Annotated in this window: 9 protein-coding genes; 6 read left to right on the plus strand and 3 right to left on the minus strand. The window is 72.7% G+C overall.

Features of this window, described 5'->3' with window-relative positions; all coding sequences use genetic code 11:
- The first annotated feature begins 367 nt into the window (after positions 1 to 367).
- Both OG207_RS25870 and OG207_RS25875 read left to right on the plus strand, forming a co-directional pair.
- Positions 368 to 1,144: an ABC transporter ATP-binding protein gene (locus tag OG207_RS25870; RefSeq protein WP_402696716.1), complete on the plus strand. Its 777-nt coding sequence runs from the start codon at positions 368 to 370 to the stop codon at positions 1,142 to 1,144.
- A complete protein-coding gene (locus OG207_RS25875) occupies positions 1,141 to 3,729 on the plus strand; it encodes an ABC transporter permease (RefSeq protein WP_329101308.1) in 2,589 nt (862 codons plus the stop codon). Before OG207_RS25870 ends, OG207_RS25875 begins: the two co-directional genes overlap by 4 nt.
- Before the next feature lie 95 nt (positions 3,730 to 3,824).
- Here OG207_RS25875 and OG207_RS25880 read toward each other — a convergent pair whose 3' ends face one another.
- The gene (locus OG207_RS25880) at positions 3,825 to 5,216 is read right to left on the minus strand and encodes a DUF2079 domain-containing protein (protein WP_329107878.1); all 1,392 of its coding nucleotides are present in this window, start codon (positions 5,214 to 5,216) and stop codon (positions 3,825 to 3,827) included.
- A gap of 240 nt (positions 5,217 to 5,456) precedes the next feature.
- Between OG207_RS25880 and mfd the strand changes: the two genes are divergently transcribed.
- A complete protein-coding gene (mfd, locus tag OG207_RS25885; protein ID WP_329101310.1) occupies positions 5,457 to 8,990 on the plus strand; it encodes a transcription-repair coupling factor in 3,534 nt (1,177 codons plus the stop codon).
- A gap of 87 nt (positions 8,991 to 9,077) precedes the next feature.
- Here the strand turns inward: mfd and OG207_RS25890 are convergent, their stop codons facing one another.
- Positions 9,078 to 9,791, minus strand: a complete 714-nt coding sequence (locus OG207_RS25890) for a hypothetical protein (RefSeq protein ID WP_329101312.1) — start codon at positions 9,789 to 9,791, stop codon at positions 9,078 to 9,080.
- Between the two features lie 211 nt (positions 9,792 to 10,002).
- Between OG207_RS25890 and OG207_RS25895 the strand changes: the two genes are divergently transcribed.
- The 3 genes from OG207_RS25895 to OG207_RS25905 all read left to right on the plus strand — a co-directional run bounded on the left by OG207_RS25895 (position 10,003) and on the right by OG207_RS25905 (position 14,297).
- The gene (locus OG207_RS25895; RefSeq protein WP_329101314.1) at positions 10,003 to 12,033 is read left to right on the plus strand and encodes an N-6 DNA methylase; all 2,031 of its coding nucleotides are present in this window, start codon (positions 10,003 to 10,005) and stop codon (positions 12,031 to 12,033) included.
- 168 nt (positions 12,034 to 12,201) lie between these two features.
- Positions 12,202 to 12,792 (plus strand): hypothetical protein, encoded by a 591-nt coding sequence (locus OG207_RS25900; protein ID WP_329101316.1) that lies wholly within the window; start codon positions 12,202 to 12,204, stop codon positions 12,790 to 12,792.
- Positions 12,789 to 14,297 (plus strand): serine/threonine-protein kinase, encoded by a 1,509-nt coding sequence (locus OG207_RS25905; protein WP_329101318.1) that lies wholly within the window; start codon positions 12,789 to 12,791, stop codon positions 14,295 to 14,297. The genes OG207_RS25900 and OG207_RS25905 overlap by 4 nt, the downstream gene beginning before the upstream one ends.
- On the opposite strand, the gene OG207_RS25910 is transcribed toward OG207_RS25905, so the two are convergent.
- Complete coding sequence (locus tag OG207_RS25910; RefSeq protein WP_329101320.1) at positions 14,281 to 16,716, minus strand: YfhO family protein; 2,436 nt, start codon at positions 16,714 to 16,716, stop codon at positions 14,281 to 14,283. The genes OG207_RS25905 and OG207_RS25910 overlap by 17 nt on opposite strands.
- Positions 16,717 to 16,724 lie beyond the last annotated feature (8 nt).

Here is a 16,724-nt window from a genome sequence, read left to right on the forward strand (position 1 = left end):
TGCACGCAACTGCGGGAAACACCATCTCACCGCCGCGTTCGGGGCGGTATCCCCCAGGGTCCGTACGCCGAAGGGTGCAGATCCCCTAGGGGTCCCTCCGCACAACGGGCCAGGGATCGTTCCTCCCGGCGGAGGAGGTGAGCTGCCCCGATGCCTCCTTAACTAGAACCTACGCACCACAGGCCGGGGGGTGGGGTTAACCCCCGGGCGGATACGGCGATGGGCACCAGCGCGCCGCGCATCCGCCCGGCGGAGACTTCATGACGGCGCGGGACGCACAGCCGCAACAGCCGCACACCGACGCTGACGCCTGCAGACGCACGCGGACGCACGCATCCGAAGAGGGAGAAAGACCGTGACAACGGCGATGACCGAAACCAGGCACGGGGGTACTGGAGGGCATGCAGCTGTCGCGGCCCGGGCACGAAACGTCGTCAAGGCGTACGGCTCAGGGGAGACGCGCGTCGTCGCCCTCGACGACGTCGACGTGAACATCATGAGCGGCCAGTTCACCGCGATCATGGGCCCCTCCGGTTCCGGCAAGTCCACGCTGATGCACTGCCTCGCCGGTCTCGACACGGTGACCAGCGGCCACATCCACCTGGACGACACCGAGATCACCGGGCTGAAGGACAAGAAGCTCACGCAGCTGCGCCGCGACCGGATCGGCTTCATCTTCCAGGCCTTCAACCTGCTGCCCACGCTCAACGCCCTGGAGAACATCACGCTCCCCATGGACATCGCGGGCCGCAAGCCCGACGCGGAGTGGCTGAACCGGGTCGTGGAGACGGTGGGCCTCGCCGGCCGCCTCAAGCACCGCCCGACCGAGCTCTCCGGCGGCCAGCAGCAGCGCGTGGCGGTCGCCCGCGCCCTCGCCGCCCGCCCGCAGATCATCTTCGGGGACGAGCCGACCGGAAACCTGGACTCCAGGGCGGGCGCCGAGGTCCTCGGCTTCCTGCGCCGCTCGGTGGACGAGCTCGGCCAGACGATCGTCATGGTCACGCACGACCCTGTGGCCGCCTCCTACGCGGACCGCGTCATCTTCCTGGCCGACGGCAAGATCGTCGACGAGATGTACGGTCCCACCGCCGACCAGGTCCTGGACCGCATGAAGGACTTCGACGCACGCGGGCGGACCTCATGAGCAACACCGTCCTGAAGACCTCGCGGCGCAACTTCGTCGCCCACAAGGGACGGATGGCGCTCTCCGCCGTCGCGGTCATGCTCTCCGTCGCCTTCGTCTGCGGCACCCTGGTGTTCACCGACACCATGAACACCACCTTCGACAAGCTGTTCGCCGTCACCGGCTCCAACGTCGCGGTCAGCCCGAAGGCGGCCGAGGACGGCGAGGAGATCTCGGCCACCGGCAAGCCCGACTCGCTGCCCGCCTCTACGGTCGAGCAGGTCAGGAAGGTGAACGGGGTCAAGTCCGCCGAGGGCGGCGTGGTCTCGATGGCCGTCACGGTCGTCAACTCCAAGAACGAGAACATGGGCTCGACCACCGGAGCCCCGACCATCGCGGGCAACTGGAGCGACAACGAGCTCAAGTCCATGAAGATCACCTCGGGTCAGGCCCCGCGCGGCCCCACCGAGGTCATGATCGACGCCGACACCGCCAAGAAGCACCACCTGAAGCTGGGTGACGAGCTGCGCACCATCGCCGTCACCGGCGACCTGCGCGCCAACATCTCCGGCATCGCCTCCTTCACCGTGACCAACCCGGGCGCGGCGGTCGTCTACTTCGACACCGCCACCGCGCAGCGCGGTCTGCTCGGTTCCACGGACGCCTTCACGCACGTCAACGTGGTCGCCAAGGAGGGGGTGAGCGACGAGCAGCTGAAGCGGGACGTCGCCGCCGCCGTCGGCGCGGACACGTACAAGATCCAGACCGCCAAGGAAGCCGCGGACTCCAACCGCAAGGACGTCGGCTCCTTCCTCGACATCATGAAGTACGTGATGCTCGGTTTCGCGGGGGTCGCCTTCCTCGTCGGCATCTTCCTGATCTTCAACACGTTCTCGATGCTGGTCGCCCAGCGCACCCGCGAGATCGGTCTGATGCGCGCCATCGGCGCCGACAGCGGCCAGATCCTCAAGTCGGTGGTCTTCGAGGCCTTCCTGCTCGGTGTCGTCGGCTCGCTGCTGGGCGTCGGCGCGGGCGTGGGCCTGGCCGTCGGCCTGATGGAGATCATGGGCCAGCTGGGCATGCACCTGTCGACCGATGACCTGACCGTCGCCTGGACCACACCGGCCCTCGGCATCTTCCTCGGCGTCGTCGTCACCATCGTCTCCGCCTTCGTCCCGGCCCGCCGGGCCGGCAAGGTCTCCCCGATGGCGGCCCTGCGCGAGTCGGGCACCCCCGGCGACAAGAAGGCCGGCCGGGTCCGCGCCGCCCTGGGCCTGGTCCTCACCGGGATCGGCGGAGCCGCCCTGCTCCTCTCGGCGTCGGCCGAGGAGGCCGTACCCGGATCGACGTGGCTGGGCACGGGCGTGGTCCTCACCCTCATCGGCTTCATCATCATCGGCCCGCTGCTCGCCGGCGTCGTCGTACGGGCCCTGTCCGGCGCGGTGCTGCGGCCCTTCGGGCCCGTCGGCCGGCTCGCCGAGCGCAACGCGCTGCGCAACCCGCGCCGTACCGGTGCCACCGCCGCCGCGCTGATGATCGGCCTGGCGCTGGTCGCCTGCCTGTCGGTGGTCGGCTCGTCCATGGTGGCCTCCGCCACCGAGGAGCTCGACAAGACGGTGGGCGCGGACTACATCGTCCAGTCGCAGAACCAGCAGCAGCCGGTCGTGCCGCAGGCCGAGGAGGCGCTGCGCGCCGCCAAGGGCCTGGACCACGTCACCCCGTACCGGCAGGTGCCGGCCACGGTCACCGCCCCCGACGGGAGCTCCGAGAAGAGCGACCTGGCCGTCACCGACCTGACGTACGCCCAGGACCTGCGGCGCAAGATGGTCACCGGGGAGCAGACGGCGGCGTTCGGCGAGGGCGCGCTCTCCGTCGGCTCGATCTACGCGGACAAGCACCACGTCAAGGTCGGCGACGAGCTGAAGGTCGACTTCACCGGCGGCCGGACCGCCACGCTGAAGGTCGCCGCGATCACCCTCGACGAGGGCAACATCGACAGGGGATCGATCTACGTCAGCACCGCGACCGCCGCGAAGTTCCTGCCGGCCGACCAGATGCCCCGGCCGATCATGCTGTTGGCCTCGGCGAAGGACGGGCAGTCCGACGCGGCCGCGTACACCGCCGTCAAGGCGGCGCTGGCCGACTACCCGCAGTACCAGGTGCGCAACCAGACCGACTACAAGCAGGCCCTCAAGGACCAGGTCGGTCAGCTGCTGAACATGGTCTACGGGCTGCTCGCCCTCGCGATCATCGTCGCGGTCCTGGGCGTCGTGAACACCCTGGCCCTCTCGGTGGTCGAGCGGACCCGGGAGATCGGTCTGATGCGCGCCATCGGCCTCTCCCGCCGCCAGCTGCGCCGCATGATCCGCCTGGAATCGGTGGTCATCGCCCTCTTCGGCGCCCTGCTGGGCCTCGGGCTGGGCATGGGCTGGGGCGTGACCGCGCAGAAGCTGCTGGAGCTCGAGAACCTGAACGTCCTGGAGATCCCGTGGCCGACGATCCTCGGGGTGTTCGCCGCCTCGGCCTTCGTGGGCTTGTTCGCCGCACTGGTCCCGGCCTTCCGGGCAGGGCGGATGAACGTACTGAACGCGATCGCGAGCGAGTAACCGGCTCGCGTTCGTTCGGGGGAATGCCGGTCCGGGACCTCGGGGTCCCGGACCGGCGTCGTCGTACGGGGCGGGGCCGACGCCGGCCTTCCCCTTCACTCCCGCTGCATCAGGACGATGCCGCCGGCCTCGCCCACGAGGGTGAACCGCTCGCCGGGGTGCAGCTGGCCGGCGTAGCCGGTCGGGTCCTCGCCGGCCCACTTGGAGGAGTTGTCGATGGTGATCCAGTCGGGGACCACGCCCTTGCTGCCGCCGATCCACAGCACGCGGCAGCGGGAGGTCAGCCGGGTCAGCGGGGTGGTGTCGGCCTCCACAGTCGCCCCGTCGGGGATCCGGTCCAGGAGCCGCTCGATCGCCGTGACCCGCTCGGGCTTCTCGTACGTACGGGCCTCGACGAGCTTGGCCGTCGGCATGGCGGTCGCGCTCAGGGCGAGGGCGGCGGCCAGCACGGCGGTCGGCATCTGAAGGGCGTACGAGCGCAGCCGGGGGTGCTCGCTGCGCCGGACGGTGTCGATGGCGTCGACCAGGGCGAGGGCCACGACGGGCATGAGGACGGCGCTGTAGTGCCAGTCGGTGGACCAGTAGTGGTCGTCCCCCGACAGGAACCGCCAGCCGAGGGTGGGCGCGGCCACCAGGAGCAGCGGCGAGCGCAGCGCGAGCAGCCCGGAGGTGGGGACCAGCACCCAGGCCAAGGTGGTGAGCTTGGTGCCGATGCCGCCGAGCGGACCCGCCCCGTCGATCTTGTCCCAGTAGCCGTACCCCGCCGTGGCGAAGGCCGGTATGAAGACGGTGAACACCAGGACGGCGAAGACGCAGGCCGCGGCGGCGACGCCGAGCGCGGCCATGGCGATCCGCCGGTTGGCGTCGCGGGCCCGCCAGGCCACCACCACGGCCAGCGCGGCGAGCGTGAAGCCGAGGTCCTCCTTGACGAGGACCAGCGGCAGCCCCCACAGCAGGGCGGCCCGCCAACGTCGGGCGAGCACCGCCTCCAGGGCGAAGGCCAGCAGGGGCACGGCGAAGGCGATCTCGTGGAAGTCGAACTCGACGGCCCGCTGGACGCCCCAGGACAGCCCGTACGCGATGCCGACCGCGAGTCCGCGGGCCCGGCCGAGGAACCGTACGGCCGCCCGGGTGACGGGCACGGCGGACAGCGCGAACAGCGCCGACTGCACGACCAGCAGGGTGAGGGGCCCGGGGAAGACCCGGTAGACGGGGGCGACGAGCGCGATAATCGGGCTGAAGTGGTCCCCGAGGATGTTGGCCCCCGGCCCCTTCAGGTCGGCGACGGGCTCCTGCAGGTGCGCGTACGCGCGGATCGCCTGCTCGAAGATCCCCAGGTCCCAGGAGGCCCAGTCCATCCGCCGGAACCGGCCGACGGACAGGACGAGGTAGACGGCGAACAGTCCGGCGGCCACCAGCCAGGGCGGGGCCCACGCGTACCGGTCCGGTTTCGCGGGTGCCGGTACCACCGGCGCCGGGCGGGCCATCGCATCGCTCGTCACGGACTCGTGCTCCTCCGCAGGTAGTGGTCTCCCCGGCGGAAGACGACACGGCGAGCTCGGACAGGCAGAACAGGAACATCGTAAAGCGGCGCGGGGGGCGTCGTCGTAGGGTGGGAACCCCCGGCCCGTGCGACGTGTCGGGCCCTTCGCGTTGCCCCCGCACCCGCACCGCACCGCACCGCACACCTTCAGACTCCAGACCTTCACCGGACGGAAAGCCTCTTCATGAGCCTGCACGGACTGCTCGACGCCGTCACCCGTGATGCCGCCCTCGCCGAGGCGGTCAGCGCGGCCGGGGACGGCAAGCGCATGCACGTGGACCTGGTCGGACCCGCCGCCGCGCGGCCCTTCGCGATCGCCGCGCTGGCCCGGCAGACGGGGCGGACCGTGCTGGCGGTCACCGCCACCGGGCGCGAGGCCGAGGACCTCGCCGCCGCGCTGCGCTCCTTGCTGCCGCCCGACGAGGTGGTGGACTACCCGTCGTGGGAGACCCTCCCGCACGAGCGGCTCAGTCCGCGCAGCGACACCATGGGCCGCCGGCTCGCCGTCCTGCGCCGCCTGGTGCACCCGAGCAAGGACGACCCGGCCGCAGGTCCCGTGAGCGTGCTCGTCGCGCCCATCCGGTCGGTGCTCCAGCCACAGGTCAAGGGGCTCGGTGAGCTGGTCCCGGTCAGCCTGCGCCAAGGCGGCGGCGCCGACCTCGGCGAGATCACCGAGGCGCTGGCCGCCGCCGCGTACGCGCGGGTCGAGCTCGTCGAGAAGCGCGGGGAGTTCGCCGTGCGCGGCGGCATCCTCGACGTGTTCCCGCCCACCGAGGAACACCCGCTGCGCATCGAGTTCTGGGGCGACGAGGTCGAAGAGATCCGTTACTTCAAGGTCGCCGACCAGCGCTCCCTGGAGATCGCCGAGCACGGGCTGTGGGCCCCGCCCTGCCGCGAGCTGCTGTTGACCGACGCGGTACGGGAGCGGGCCGCGGCCCTCGCCGAGGCCCACCCCGAGCTCGGCGAGCTGCTGCACAAGATCGCCGAGGGGATCGCCGTGGAGGGCATGGAATCCCTCGCCCCGGTCCTCGTCGACGAGATGGAACTGTTGATCGACGTGCTGCCCGCCGGGTCGATGGCCGTGGTCTGCGATCCGGAGCGGGTCCGGACCCGGGCCGCCGACCTCGTGGCGACGAGCCAGGAGTTCCTGATGGCCTCCTGGGCGGCCACCGCGGGCGGCGGCGAGGCCCCCATCGACGTCGGCGCGGCCTCGCTCCGCGGGATCGCCGACGTCCGCGACCGGGCCCGCGAGCTGGACATGATGTGGTGGTCGGTGTCGCCCTTCGCCGCCGACGAGAGCGCGGGCGGCAGCGACACCCTCAAGCTCGGCATGCACGCCCCGGAGGCCTACCGGGGCGACACCGCCCGGGCGCTGGCCGACACCAAGGGCTGGATCGCCGACGGCTGGCACACCGTCTACCTCACCGAGGGCCACGGCCCGGCCGCCCGTACCGTCGAGGTGCTCGGCGGCGAGGGCATCGCGGCCCGGCTGGAGCCGGAACTGCGCTCCCTCGAGCCGAGCCTGGTGCACGTCGCCTGTGGCTCGATCGACAACGGCTTCGTCGACCCGGTGCTGCGCCTGGCCGTCCTCACCGAGACCGACCTGACCGGTCAGCGCACCGCCACCAAGGACCTCGGCCGGATGCCGACCCGGCGCCGCAAGACCATCGACCCGCTGACCCTGGAGGCCGGCGACTACATCGTCCACGAGCAGCACGGCGTGGGCCGCTACGTCGAGATGGTCCAGCGCACGGTGCAGGGCGCCACCCGCGAGTACCTGCTGGTGGAGTACGCGCCGGCCAAGCGCGGCCAGCCCGGCGACCGCCTCTACATCCCCACCGACCAGCTGGAGCAGGTCACCAAGTACGTGGGCGGCGAGGCCCCGACCCTGCACCGGCTCGGCGGCGCCGACTGGACCAAGACCAAGGCGCGCGCGAAGAAGGCTGTCAAGGAGATCGCCGCCGACCTCATCAAGCTCTACAGCGCGCGCATGGCGGCCCCCGGCCACACCTTCGGACCGGACACCCCCTGGCAGCGCGAGTTGGAGGACGCCTTCCCGTACGCGGAGACGCCCGACCAGCTCACCACCATCGCCGAGGTCAAGGAGGACATGGAGAAGTCGGTCCCGATGGACCGGCTGATCTGCGGCGACGTCGGATACGGCAAAACCGAAATTGCCGTGAGAGCCGCGTTCAAGGCGGTCCAGGACGGCAAGCAGGTCGCCGTCCTCGTCCCGACGACCCTGCTCGTGCAGCAGCACTACGGCACCTTCTCCGAGCGCTACAGCCAGTTCCCCGTCAAGGTGAAGGCGCTCTCGCGCTTCCAGAGCGAGGGCGAGTCCAAGGCCACCCTGGAGGGCCTCCACGAGGGCTCGGTGGACGTGGTCATCGGTACCCACCGGCTGTTCTCGCAGGAGACGAGGTTCAAGGACCTCGGCCTGGTCATCGTCGACGAGGAGCAGCGCTTCGGCGTGGAGCACAAGGAGCAGCTGAAGAAGCTCCGCGCCAACGTGGACGTGCTCACCATGTCCGCGACCCCGATCCCGCGCACCCTGGAGATGGCGGTGACCGGCATCCGCGAGATGTCGACGATCACCACCCCGCCGGAGGAGCGCCACCCGGTGCTGACCTTCGTCGGCCCGTACGAGGAGAAGCAGATCGGTGCGGCCATCCGCCGCGAGCTGCTGCGCGAGGGCCAGTGCTTCTACATCCACAACCGGGTCGAGTCGATCGACCGGGCGGCGGCCAAGCTGCGCGAGATCGTGCCCGAGGCGCGGATCGCGACGGCGCACGGCCAGATGTCGGAGCAGGCCCTGGAGCAGGTCGTCGTCGACTTCTGGGAGAAGAAGTTCGACGTGCTCGTCTCGACGACGATCGTCGAGTCCGGCATCGACATCTCCAACGCCAACACCCTGATCGTGGAGCGCGGCGACAACTTCGGCCTGAGCCAGCTGCACCAGCTGCGCGGTCGCGTCGGGCGCGGCCGCGAGCGCGGGTACGCGTACTTCCTCTACCCGCCGGAGAAGCCGCTGACCGAGACCGCGCACGAGCGCCTCGCGACGATCGCCCAGCACACCGAGATGGGCGCGGGCATGTACGTGGCGATGAAGGACCTGGAGATCCGCGGCGCGGGCAATCTGCTCGGCGGCGAGCAGTCCGGTCACATCGCGGGCGTCGGCTTCGACCTCTACATCCGGATGGTCGGCGAGGCCGTGGCCGACTACCGGGCCGCGGTCGAGGGTCAGGTGGAGGAGGAGCCGCCGTTGGAGGTCAAGATCGAGCTGCCGGTCGACGCGCACGTTCCGCACGACTACGCGCCCGGCGAGCGGCTGCGCCTGCAGGCGTACCGGTCCATCGCCTCCGCCACCTCCGAGGCGGACATCAAGGCCGTGCGGGAGGAGCTCACCGACCGCTACGGCAAGCTGCCGGAGCCGGTGGAGAACCTGCTGCTGGTGGCCGGGCTGCGGATGCTGGCCCGGGCCTGCGGGGTCGGGGACATCACCCTCCAGGGCAACAACGTCCGGTTCGGGCCGGTGGAGCTGCGCGAGTCGCAGGAGCTGCGGCTCAAGCGGCTCTACCCGGGGACGGTGCTCAAGCCCGCCACCTCGCAGGTGCTGGTCCCGCGCCCGAAGGCGGGCAAGATCGGCGGGAAGCCGGTGGTCGGGCGGGAACTGCTGGCCTGGACGGGGGAGTTCCTCACCACCATCCTCGGTTCGTAGCGGCCGTAGCGGATGCGCTGACGACGGGAACGGCCGTGGCCGGGGACCTCAGGGGCCCCCGGCCACGGCCGTTCCCGCGTGCGCGGCTCAGCCCAGCTGGTCCGCGTCTATGACGTCCTTGTCGGCCGGGGCCTCGGCCTGGACCGGCTTGTCGAAGCCCGAGAAGGAGATCTCGGCCGGTTCCTTGCCGGTGATGCCCGCCTTGAGCAGGTAGGGCGTGCCCTCGGTGGCGACCAGCAGGGTCTCGGTGCCCTCGTCGGTCTTCGTGGTCAGGGTGAGGGCCTTCTGGCCGTCGACCGAGGTGACCTTGCCCTTCTCCGCGCCCTTGCTGTCGTCGAACTCCTTGAGCAGTTCGTCCAGGTCGCACAGGGAGGCGAGCTCCTTGGCGTCGGCGTCCGAGACCTTCGACTTCAGCCAGTGGCCCGCCAGCAGCTTGACCGCCCCGTCCGCCTGGTCCTTGGGCAGGTCCTTCATCTGCGAGCGGTAGAAGGGCTCGTCCGCCTTGATGAACACGAACTGGGCGTTGCGGATCAGCTCGAAGGAGCCCTCCTGGCCGGCCATCGTGCCCCGGCAGTCGCCGGTCTTGCTGACGGCCATGTTCAGGTCCATCGGCTTGCCGTCGGCCCAGATCTTGCCGCTGACGGTGAGCGAGGTGGCGCCGCGCAGGGCGTCCACGGACTTGTCCGCGACCTCGGAGCCGGAGAGATCCGCGAACGGGCCGGAGGCGAAGCACCCGGTGAGGCCGAGGGCGGCGGCGCAGGCGAGGGCGGCGGTGGCGGTGAGGCGGTGAGCGGTGCGCATGGGGACTCTCTAGGGCAGCTGGAAGGGGTAAAGGAAGATTAAAGGAGAACCGGAAGATCGTGTTCCGCTCGTGGGCGTGTGCAGCGGTCCGGCGGGTGAAGGCGTGCCGATCACAGCAGATTCTTGTGAACCGAGTCAACATGATTCACAGATATTCTTGAGTTCACGCTGTGAATCGATCTCTCGAGCGTGAGCGGGTATGCTCCCCGGCATGCCCGAGGAGAACGCCGCAGCAGAGGTCACCGCGGCCGAGGTCGCCCGCCTGGCCGGAGTCGGCCGCGCGGCCGTGAGCAACTGGCGCCGCCGCCACGCCGACTTCCCCAAGCCTGTCGGCGGCACCGAAACCAGCCCCTCCTTCTCCCTGGACGAGGTGGAACACTGGCTGCGCGCCCAGGGCAAGCTCGCCGAGGTCCCGCTGCGCGAACGCGTCTGGCAGCAGATCACCGCCCACCCCGGCGGGGCCGTCACCGCCCTCGTTACGGCGGGCGGCGCCCTGCTCGTCGTACGCGACCGGCCCGCCGACTGGCTGCAGCTGACCGCGGTCTCCGACGCACGCATGTCCACCCTGCTGCGGCCCGTCCTCGACCAGGTGCTCGGCGCGCGCCTCGGGACCGGCCACGCGCTCGCCGAGATCCCGCTGCGCCCGGCCACCATGCCGCTGCTGCGGGCCGCCGCCGAACTCGCCGCCGAACTCGGCGCCCGCCAGGCCTTCGAGTTCCTGCTCGGACGCCACCTCGACGCCAACCCGCGCCAGTACACGCTCACCCCGGATTCTCTCGCCGGGCTCATGGCCGCCCTCGCCGGACCCGCAGCGCGCACCGTCCTCGACCCCGCCTGCGGCACCGGCACCCTGCTGCGGGCCGTCCCCGGCGCCACCACCCTGTACGCGCAGGACTCCGCGCCCGAACTCGCCGCGCTCGCCGCCCTGCGCCTCGCCCTGAACGGAACGCCCCGGATCCGCGCGGCCGCGGCCGACAGCCTGCGGGCCGACGCCTTCGCCCAGGACACCGTCGACGCCGTGCTCTGCCACCCTCCGTTCAACGAACGCGGTTGGGGCCACGAGGAACTGGCCTACGACCCGCGCTGGGAGTACGGCTTCCCGGCCCGCACCGAATCCGAACTCGCCTGGGTCCAGCACGCCCTGGCCCACCTGCGCGAAGGCGGCACCGCCGTCCTGCTCATGCCGCCCGCCGTCGCCGCCCGCCGCTCCGGCCGCCGCATCCGCGCCGACCTGCTGCGCCGCGGCGCGCTACGGGCCGTCGTCGCACTCCCGGCCGGGGCGGCGCCCCCGTACGGAATCCCCCTGCACCTGTGGGTGTTGCGCCGACCCGCCCCGCACGCGGCGCCCCCGGCCGGGCTGCTGCTCGTCGACACCGCCGCGCTCGCCGCCGACACCCCCCTGCGCACGGCATGGCCCGCCGTGCACGGCGCGGTGCAGGACGCCTGGAGCGCGTACGACCGCACCGGCTCGCTCGCCCAGGAGCCCGGCGTCAGCCGCGTGGTCCCCGTCATCGAGCTGCTGGACGACGACGTCGACCTCACCCCCGCCCGCCACCTGCCCCCGCCGGCCGCCGGTGGCGGTCCCGCCGCGCTGACCGCCGTACGGGAGCAGCTCGGCGAGACCCTCGGCCGGGCCGCCCGGCTCACCCCGCCGCCCGCGGCGGCGCCCGCCGGGGGCACGGCCCGACCGCCGATGACCACCGTCGGCGAACTCGCCCGCGCCGGAGCCCTGGAGCTGCACACCGGCACCGGCGGCGGCACCGGATCGGCCCCCGTCCTCACCGAACAGGACGTCTACACCGGGAGCGGCCCCTCCGGCACCCTGGTGCCCACCGCCGACGAGCCCGTGCTCACCGCCCCCGGCGACGTACTCGTCCCCCTCGTTGGCGGAGCGACCATCGCCCGGGTCGTGGGCGAAGCCGTCGCGGGCGCGGTACCGGGCCGCGGCCTGGCCCTGCTGCGCCCCGACCCCGACGCCCTCGACCCGTGGTTCCTGGCCGGATTCCTGCGCGGCACCGCCAACACCCGCCGCGCCAGCAGCCACGCCTCCACCGCCACCCGGCTCGACGTACGCCGGCTCCAGCTGCCCCGGCTGCCCCTGGCACAACAACAGAGCTACGGGCTCCGCTTCCGCGCGCTCGCCGAGTTCGAGGACGCACTACGGCTGGCGGGGCGGCTCGGCGAACAACTCGTACAGGGTTTCCACGACGGTCTCTCCGACGGCACGGTCACGCCGGAGTGAACGGCCGTGCAGCGAGCGTGCAACGGTTGCGCGCATCCCCTCACCCCTGGCCGGGAACGCTGTATACCCTCAGACCCGAAACTTCTTCCGCACGGCCCGTCAGGAGCAGCGATGCACGGCCCCGGCCTTCCGCCGCAGCACGGCCCCCAGTCCGATTCGGGGGGTGTGATGGCATTGCGCGTGGTGTTCGTGCTGCTGCCCATCCTCAGCTGCGGCTTCCTCGCCTGGGGGTCGTTGCTGCGACTCGCCCTGGTCACGCGCAAGTCCCGTGACTGGGCGCTGATGGTGGCCAGCTGCGTGCTCGCCGTCGTGTGGATGGCGCTCATCCAGGCCGACCCCACGCCCGAAGTCAACGGCTGGCAGAGCGACCTGGGCGCCGGCGGCTCGATCCTCATGGGTTTCGCGATCTGCGTGTACTTCCTCGTCGCCGACATCAAGCACCACGAGGCCCGGCGGTCGGCCCTGACCTCACAGTGGTACCCGGCGCAGCCCGCTCCGTACGTCCACCCGCAGCCGTCCGGGCCCGCCTACGGGTACCCGCCCGCCACGGCCACCACCCGGCCCTCCACCCCGACGCCGACCCCCGCGCCGACCCCGGCCCCTCCGCAGGTGCCGCCGCAGCCGACGCCGCCCCCGCGCATCGGGCAGGTCCGCGCCGAGCTCGACGAGCTCAGCGAGCTGCTGCGCAAGCAGACCCCGCCGGCCGGCGGCCCCCGCCACGATCCCCACCAGACCCCGTACCAGGACCCGCAGCAGTGACCGACCGGCTCATCGGCGACCGCTACCAGCTCGCGACCGTCCTCGGTCAGGGCGGCATGGGCCAGGTATGGACCGCCTACGACCGGCGCCTGGACCGCCGCGTCGCCGTCAAACTGCTGCGCCCCGACAAGGTCGCGGGCCCCGGCACCGTCGCCGAGGAGCTGCGCCGCCGCTTCGTGCGCGAGTGCCGGGTCACCGCGCAGGTCGACCACCCCGGCCTGGTCACCGTGCACGACGCGGGCAGCGACGGCGACGAACTCTTCCTCGTCATGGGCTACGTGGAGGGCGCCGACCTCGCCGACCACCTCGCCGAGCACGACCCCTACCCCTGGCAGTGGGCGGTCGCCGTCGTCGCGCAGCTGTGCTCGGTCCTGTCGGCCGTGCACGCGGTGCCGATCGTGCACCGGGACCTGAAGCCGCGCAACGTGATGGTCCGCCCGGACGGCACGGTGCTCGTCCTGGACCTCGGCGTGGCCTCGGTGATGGACACCGACACCACCCGCCTCACCAGCACCGGCTCGCCCATCGGTAGCCCCGCGTACATGGCGCCCGAGCAGGCCATGGGCGGCGCCGTGGGCCCGTACACCGACCTGTACGCCCTCGGCGTGCTGCTGTACGAACTCCTCACCGGCAACGTCCCCTTCGCCGGATCCACCGCCCTCGGCGTCCTGCACCGCCACCTGTACGAGCCCCCGCTCCCGGTCCGCCAGGCGCGCCCGGAGATCCCGCCGGAGCTGGAGAAGCTCCTGCTCCACCTCCTCGCCAAGGACCCGCAGGACCGGCCCTCCTCCGCCCAGGAGGTCTACGAGGCGCTGGCCCCGCTGCTGCCCGCCCGCGGCAGCCGCACCCCGTCCGGCCCGCTCGACCCGACCCGGCCCTTCCTGCGCCCGCAGGCACCCTGGCCGGACCGGGCCGCGGCCATCCCCCCGCGGCCGAGCACCCCGCCCGCGCCGCCCAAGGCCGACGTCCCCGGAGCCGTGGACGAGGCCCGCAAGGCCCTGGACGAGGGGCGGCTCACCCAGGCCGTGGACATCCTCGGCGGCATCCTCCCGGCGGCGGCCGCCGAGCACGGGGAGCACTCCCCGGTGGTGCGCTCCCTGCGCAAGCAGTACGCCGCCACGCTGATGGACGACGGCCAGTACCGGCGGGCCCTGCCGGAACTGCGCCGCCTCGCCGACGAGTTCCCGGCCGGGGACCCCCAGTCGCTGCGCTTCCGCTACGACTCGGCTCAGTGCCTGGAGCAACTGGGCGAGCCGGCCGCCGCCCTGGCCGAGTACCGCTCGCTGCTCCCGTTCTTCGAGAACCACTACGCCAACCCGGACCCGGGCCTCCCGCTGGAGGTCCGCCGCCGGATAGCCCACCTGCTGCTCTCCCTCGGCGACCGCCAGGCGGCCCACGACACCCTGGCCCGGCTGCTGTTCGACGCGGAACGGCTGCACGGCCCGGGCCACCCCTTCCCGGCCGAGATCCGCCGCACGTTGCAGTGGCTCAGCCAGGTCCGCTGACCGAGCGCCGGGTGCGTCCCCGCAGGGCCGCGAGCAGCAGGATCCCCGACGCGCCCGCCAGGACGGCCAGCCCCGGAACCAGACCCGGCGGGCGGAACTCACAGCTCACCCGGGTGGTGCCGGGGGTGAGCGGGACCGCCACCAGGCCCAGGTGACCGGCGGCCGGGCGGCCGTTGCAGGTCCAGCCGGCGATCGCGGGGACCGAGAGGACCGCCGTGCCGGTCGTGCCCGGCGGGAGGGTGGCGCGGACCCCGGAGGAGTCGACCCGGACCGAGGTCGCGGCCGTTGCCCGCAGGCCGGCGACCGCGGCGTCGAGCCGCGTCCGGTCCAGGCAGGACAGGGTCCACCGCGGGGGCGGGGCCGCGTCGAAGACCAGGGCCGAGGACTCCCCGCGGGAGGGGCCCATCGGCTGGAGGGCGGCCCGGTTGCGGGGGGCGTTGCCGTTCAGGCGGAAGGCGGGGCCGTCCGCGAGGCGGGCCGTCGCGTTGTACTCGGGGGCCCACAGGTAGGCCTCCGTGCCCGCGCGGCAGGTGCCGGGTGCGAGCGGGTCCTCGTACACCCGGGCGCCCAGCAGTGCTTCCTGGTTGGCGAAGGGGGAGTCCTCGGCGTAGGAGAGGGGGGCGCCGGGCGGGCGGGTCGTCACCAGCGGGGGCACCTGGGCGCGGCGGACCGTGCCGTCGGGCTGCAGGCGTGCGCCGACCGCGAAGACGGCGTCCGTGACCGGGTTGTCGATGCTCTGGACGTTGCGTCCGCGCGAGGTCCAGCCCGCCCCGAGGGCGACCATCGTGCGGGTGAACACGTCCGGGGTGTGGCTGCTGTAGTAGGCGCCGCCCTCGCCGCCGAGCAGCAGCGGGTCGTTGCCCGTCAGGGCGGGCCGGCTCGGGTCGGTGCGGTACGCGGGCCAGCCGTCGGCCGCCGCCAGGGCCTCGGCGCGCGCGGTGTGCGCCGGCCCCCAGGACGGGTAGTCGTCGAGCCCGCCCAGCTTGCCCTTGTGTCCGTAGGCGGTGGTCGCGGCGGCCTGGGCCAGGAGGACCAGCGCGAGCAGTGTGGCCGCCGGCCACGCGGGACGGCGGTGGCGCAGCGACCACCAGGCCGCCCCCGCCAGGGCCAGCCCGCCGGCGAAGAGCGCGTAGCCCGCCGCCGTCACCAGCGGGCTGCTCTGCGCCCACAGCGCGGCGACCGAAAGGACGCCCGCTCCCGCGGCCAGCGCCGGCGGCCGCGGCGGGCCCGCGGCCAGCCCGGTCCAGGCGGCGATCACGGCGATCCCGGCCAGCACGAAGGTCTGCCGGTACGGGCTTCCGTTCGGGGTGGCGAACAGGTGCCAGGCCAGATGGGTCGGCGCCCACTGGAGGGAGAGCGCCACGGCCACGGTCAGCCCCGCCCACCACAGCCGGGTGCGCGCCGGGACCGCCCGGTGGAAGGGCAGCGCGGCCACCAGCAGCAGGGTTCCGGTGCCCACGAAGACGGCGGGGGAGGAGAAGGAGTACGTCCCGGGCAGCAGCCGTGCGAACAGGTCCGCCCAGGTCACCGGCCGGAACTCCTTGACCCATCCCGGATAGGCCCGTCCGGAGCTGAGGAAGAGGGGCAGGAGGACGGGCGCCGCGAGCGCGATCCCGAGCAGGGTCGTCCCGGCGCCCCGCGCGATCACCGACAGCCGGCTCGAGGTGCCCTCCCGGGTGAGCGCCACCCGTACCAGCAGCACCAGCGCCGCACCCAGCGTCGCCATGTAGGCGGTGTAGAAGTTCGCCGTCCAGCAGACCGCGACGACCAGCGGCGCCAGCAGGACCCGGCGCCCGCGCAGGGCCCATTCGCCGGTCAGGCACAGCAGGGGGAAGGCGAGCAGCCCGTCCAGCCACATCGGGTTGTACGAGGCTTCGATCACCGACCAGCCGCACAGCGCATACGAGGCCCCGAGCAGGCCGGCCGCCCACCAGGGCCCGCGGCGCTGCGTGCGCAGCAGCCAGGCCATCGCGGCCGCCGCGGCCGCCGTCTTGAGCACGGTCACGACGTACACGGCGAGGTCGATGTCCGCGCGCGGGAAGAGACCGACGAGGACGGCGAAGGGGCTGGTCAGGTAGGTGCCCAGGTCCGGCAGGAAACTCATGCCGTAGCCGGAGCGCCAGTTGAACAGCAGTCCGCCCTCCGCGCGGCCGTGCAGCAGGTCCCACAGCTGCGCGTGGAAGGGGACGAACTGGTTGCCGAGGTCGTTGATGCTGCGGTGGCGCGGCCCGTAGGGGAACACCCGGGTGGCGGCGTCCCCGGCGCACACCGCCACCGCCGTGAGCAGGGCGGCGAACGCCGAGCCGAGCAGGCTCCGGCGGCGCGGTGAGCCGTGCGGTGAGCGGCGCGGTGCGGGAGACGGTGCGGGACGCGGTGCGGGACGCGGCGAGGGGTGCGGCGAGCGGTGCGTTGTCGACATGGTGGGCC

The sequence above is a fragment of the Streptomyces sp. NBC_01439 genome (genome assembly GCF_036227605.1).
Lineage (GTDB): Bacteria > Actinomycetota > Actinomycetes > Streptomycetales > Streptomycetaceae > Streptomyces.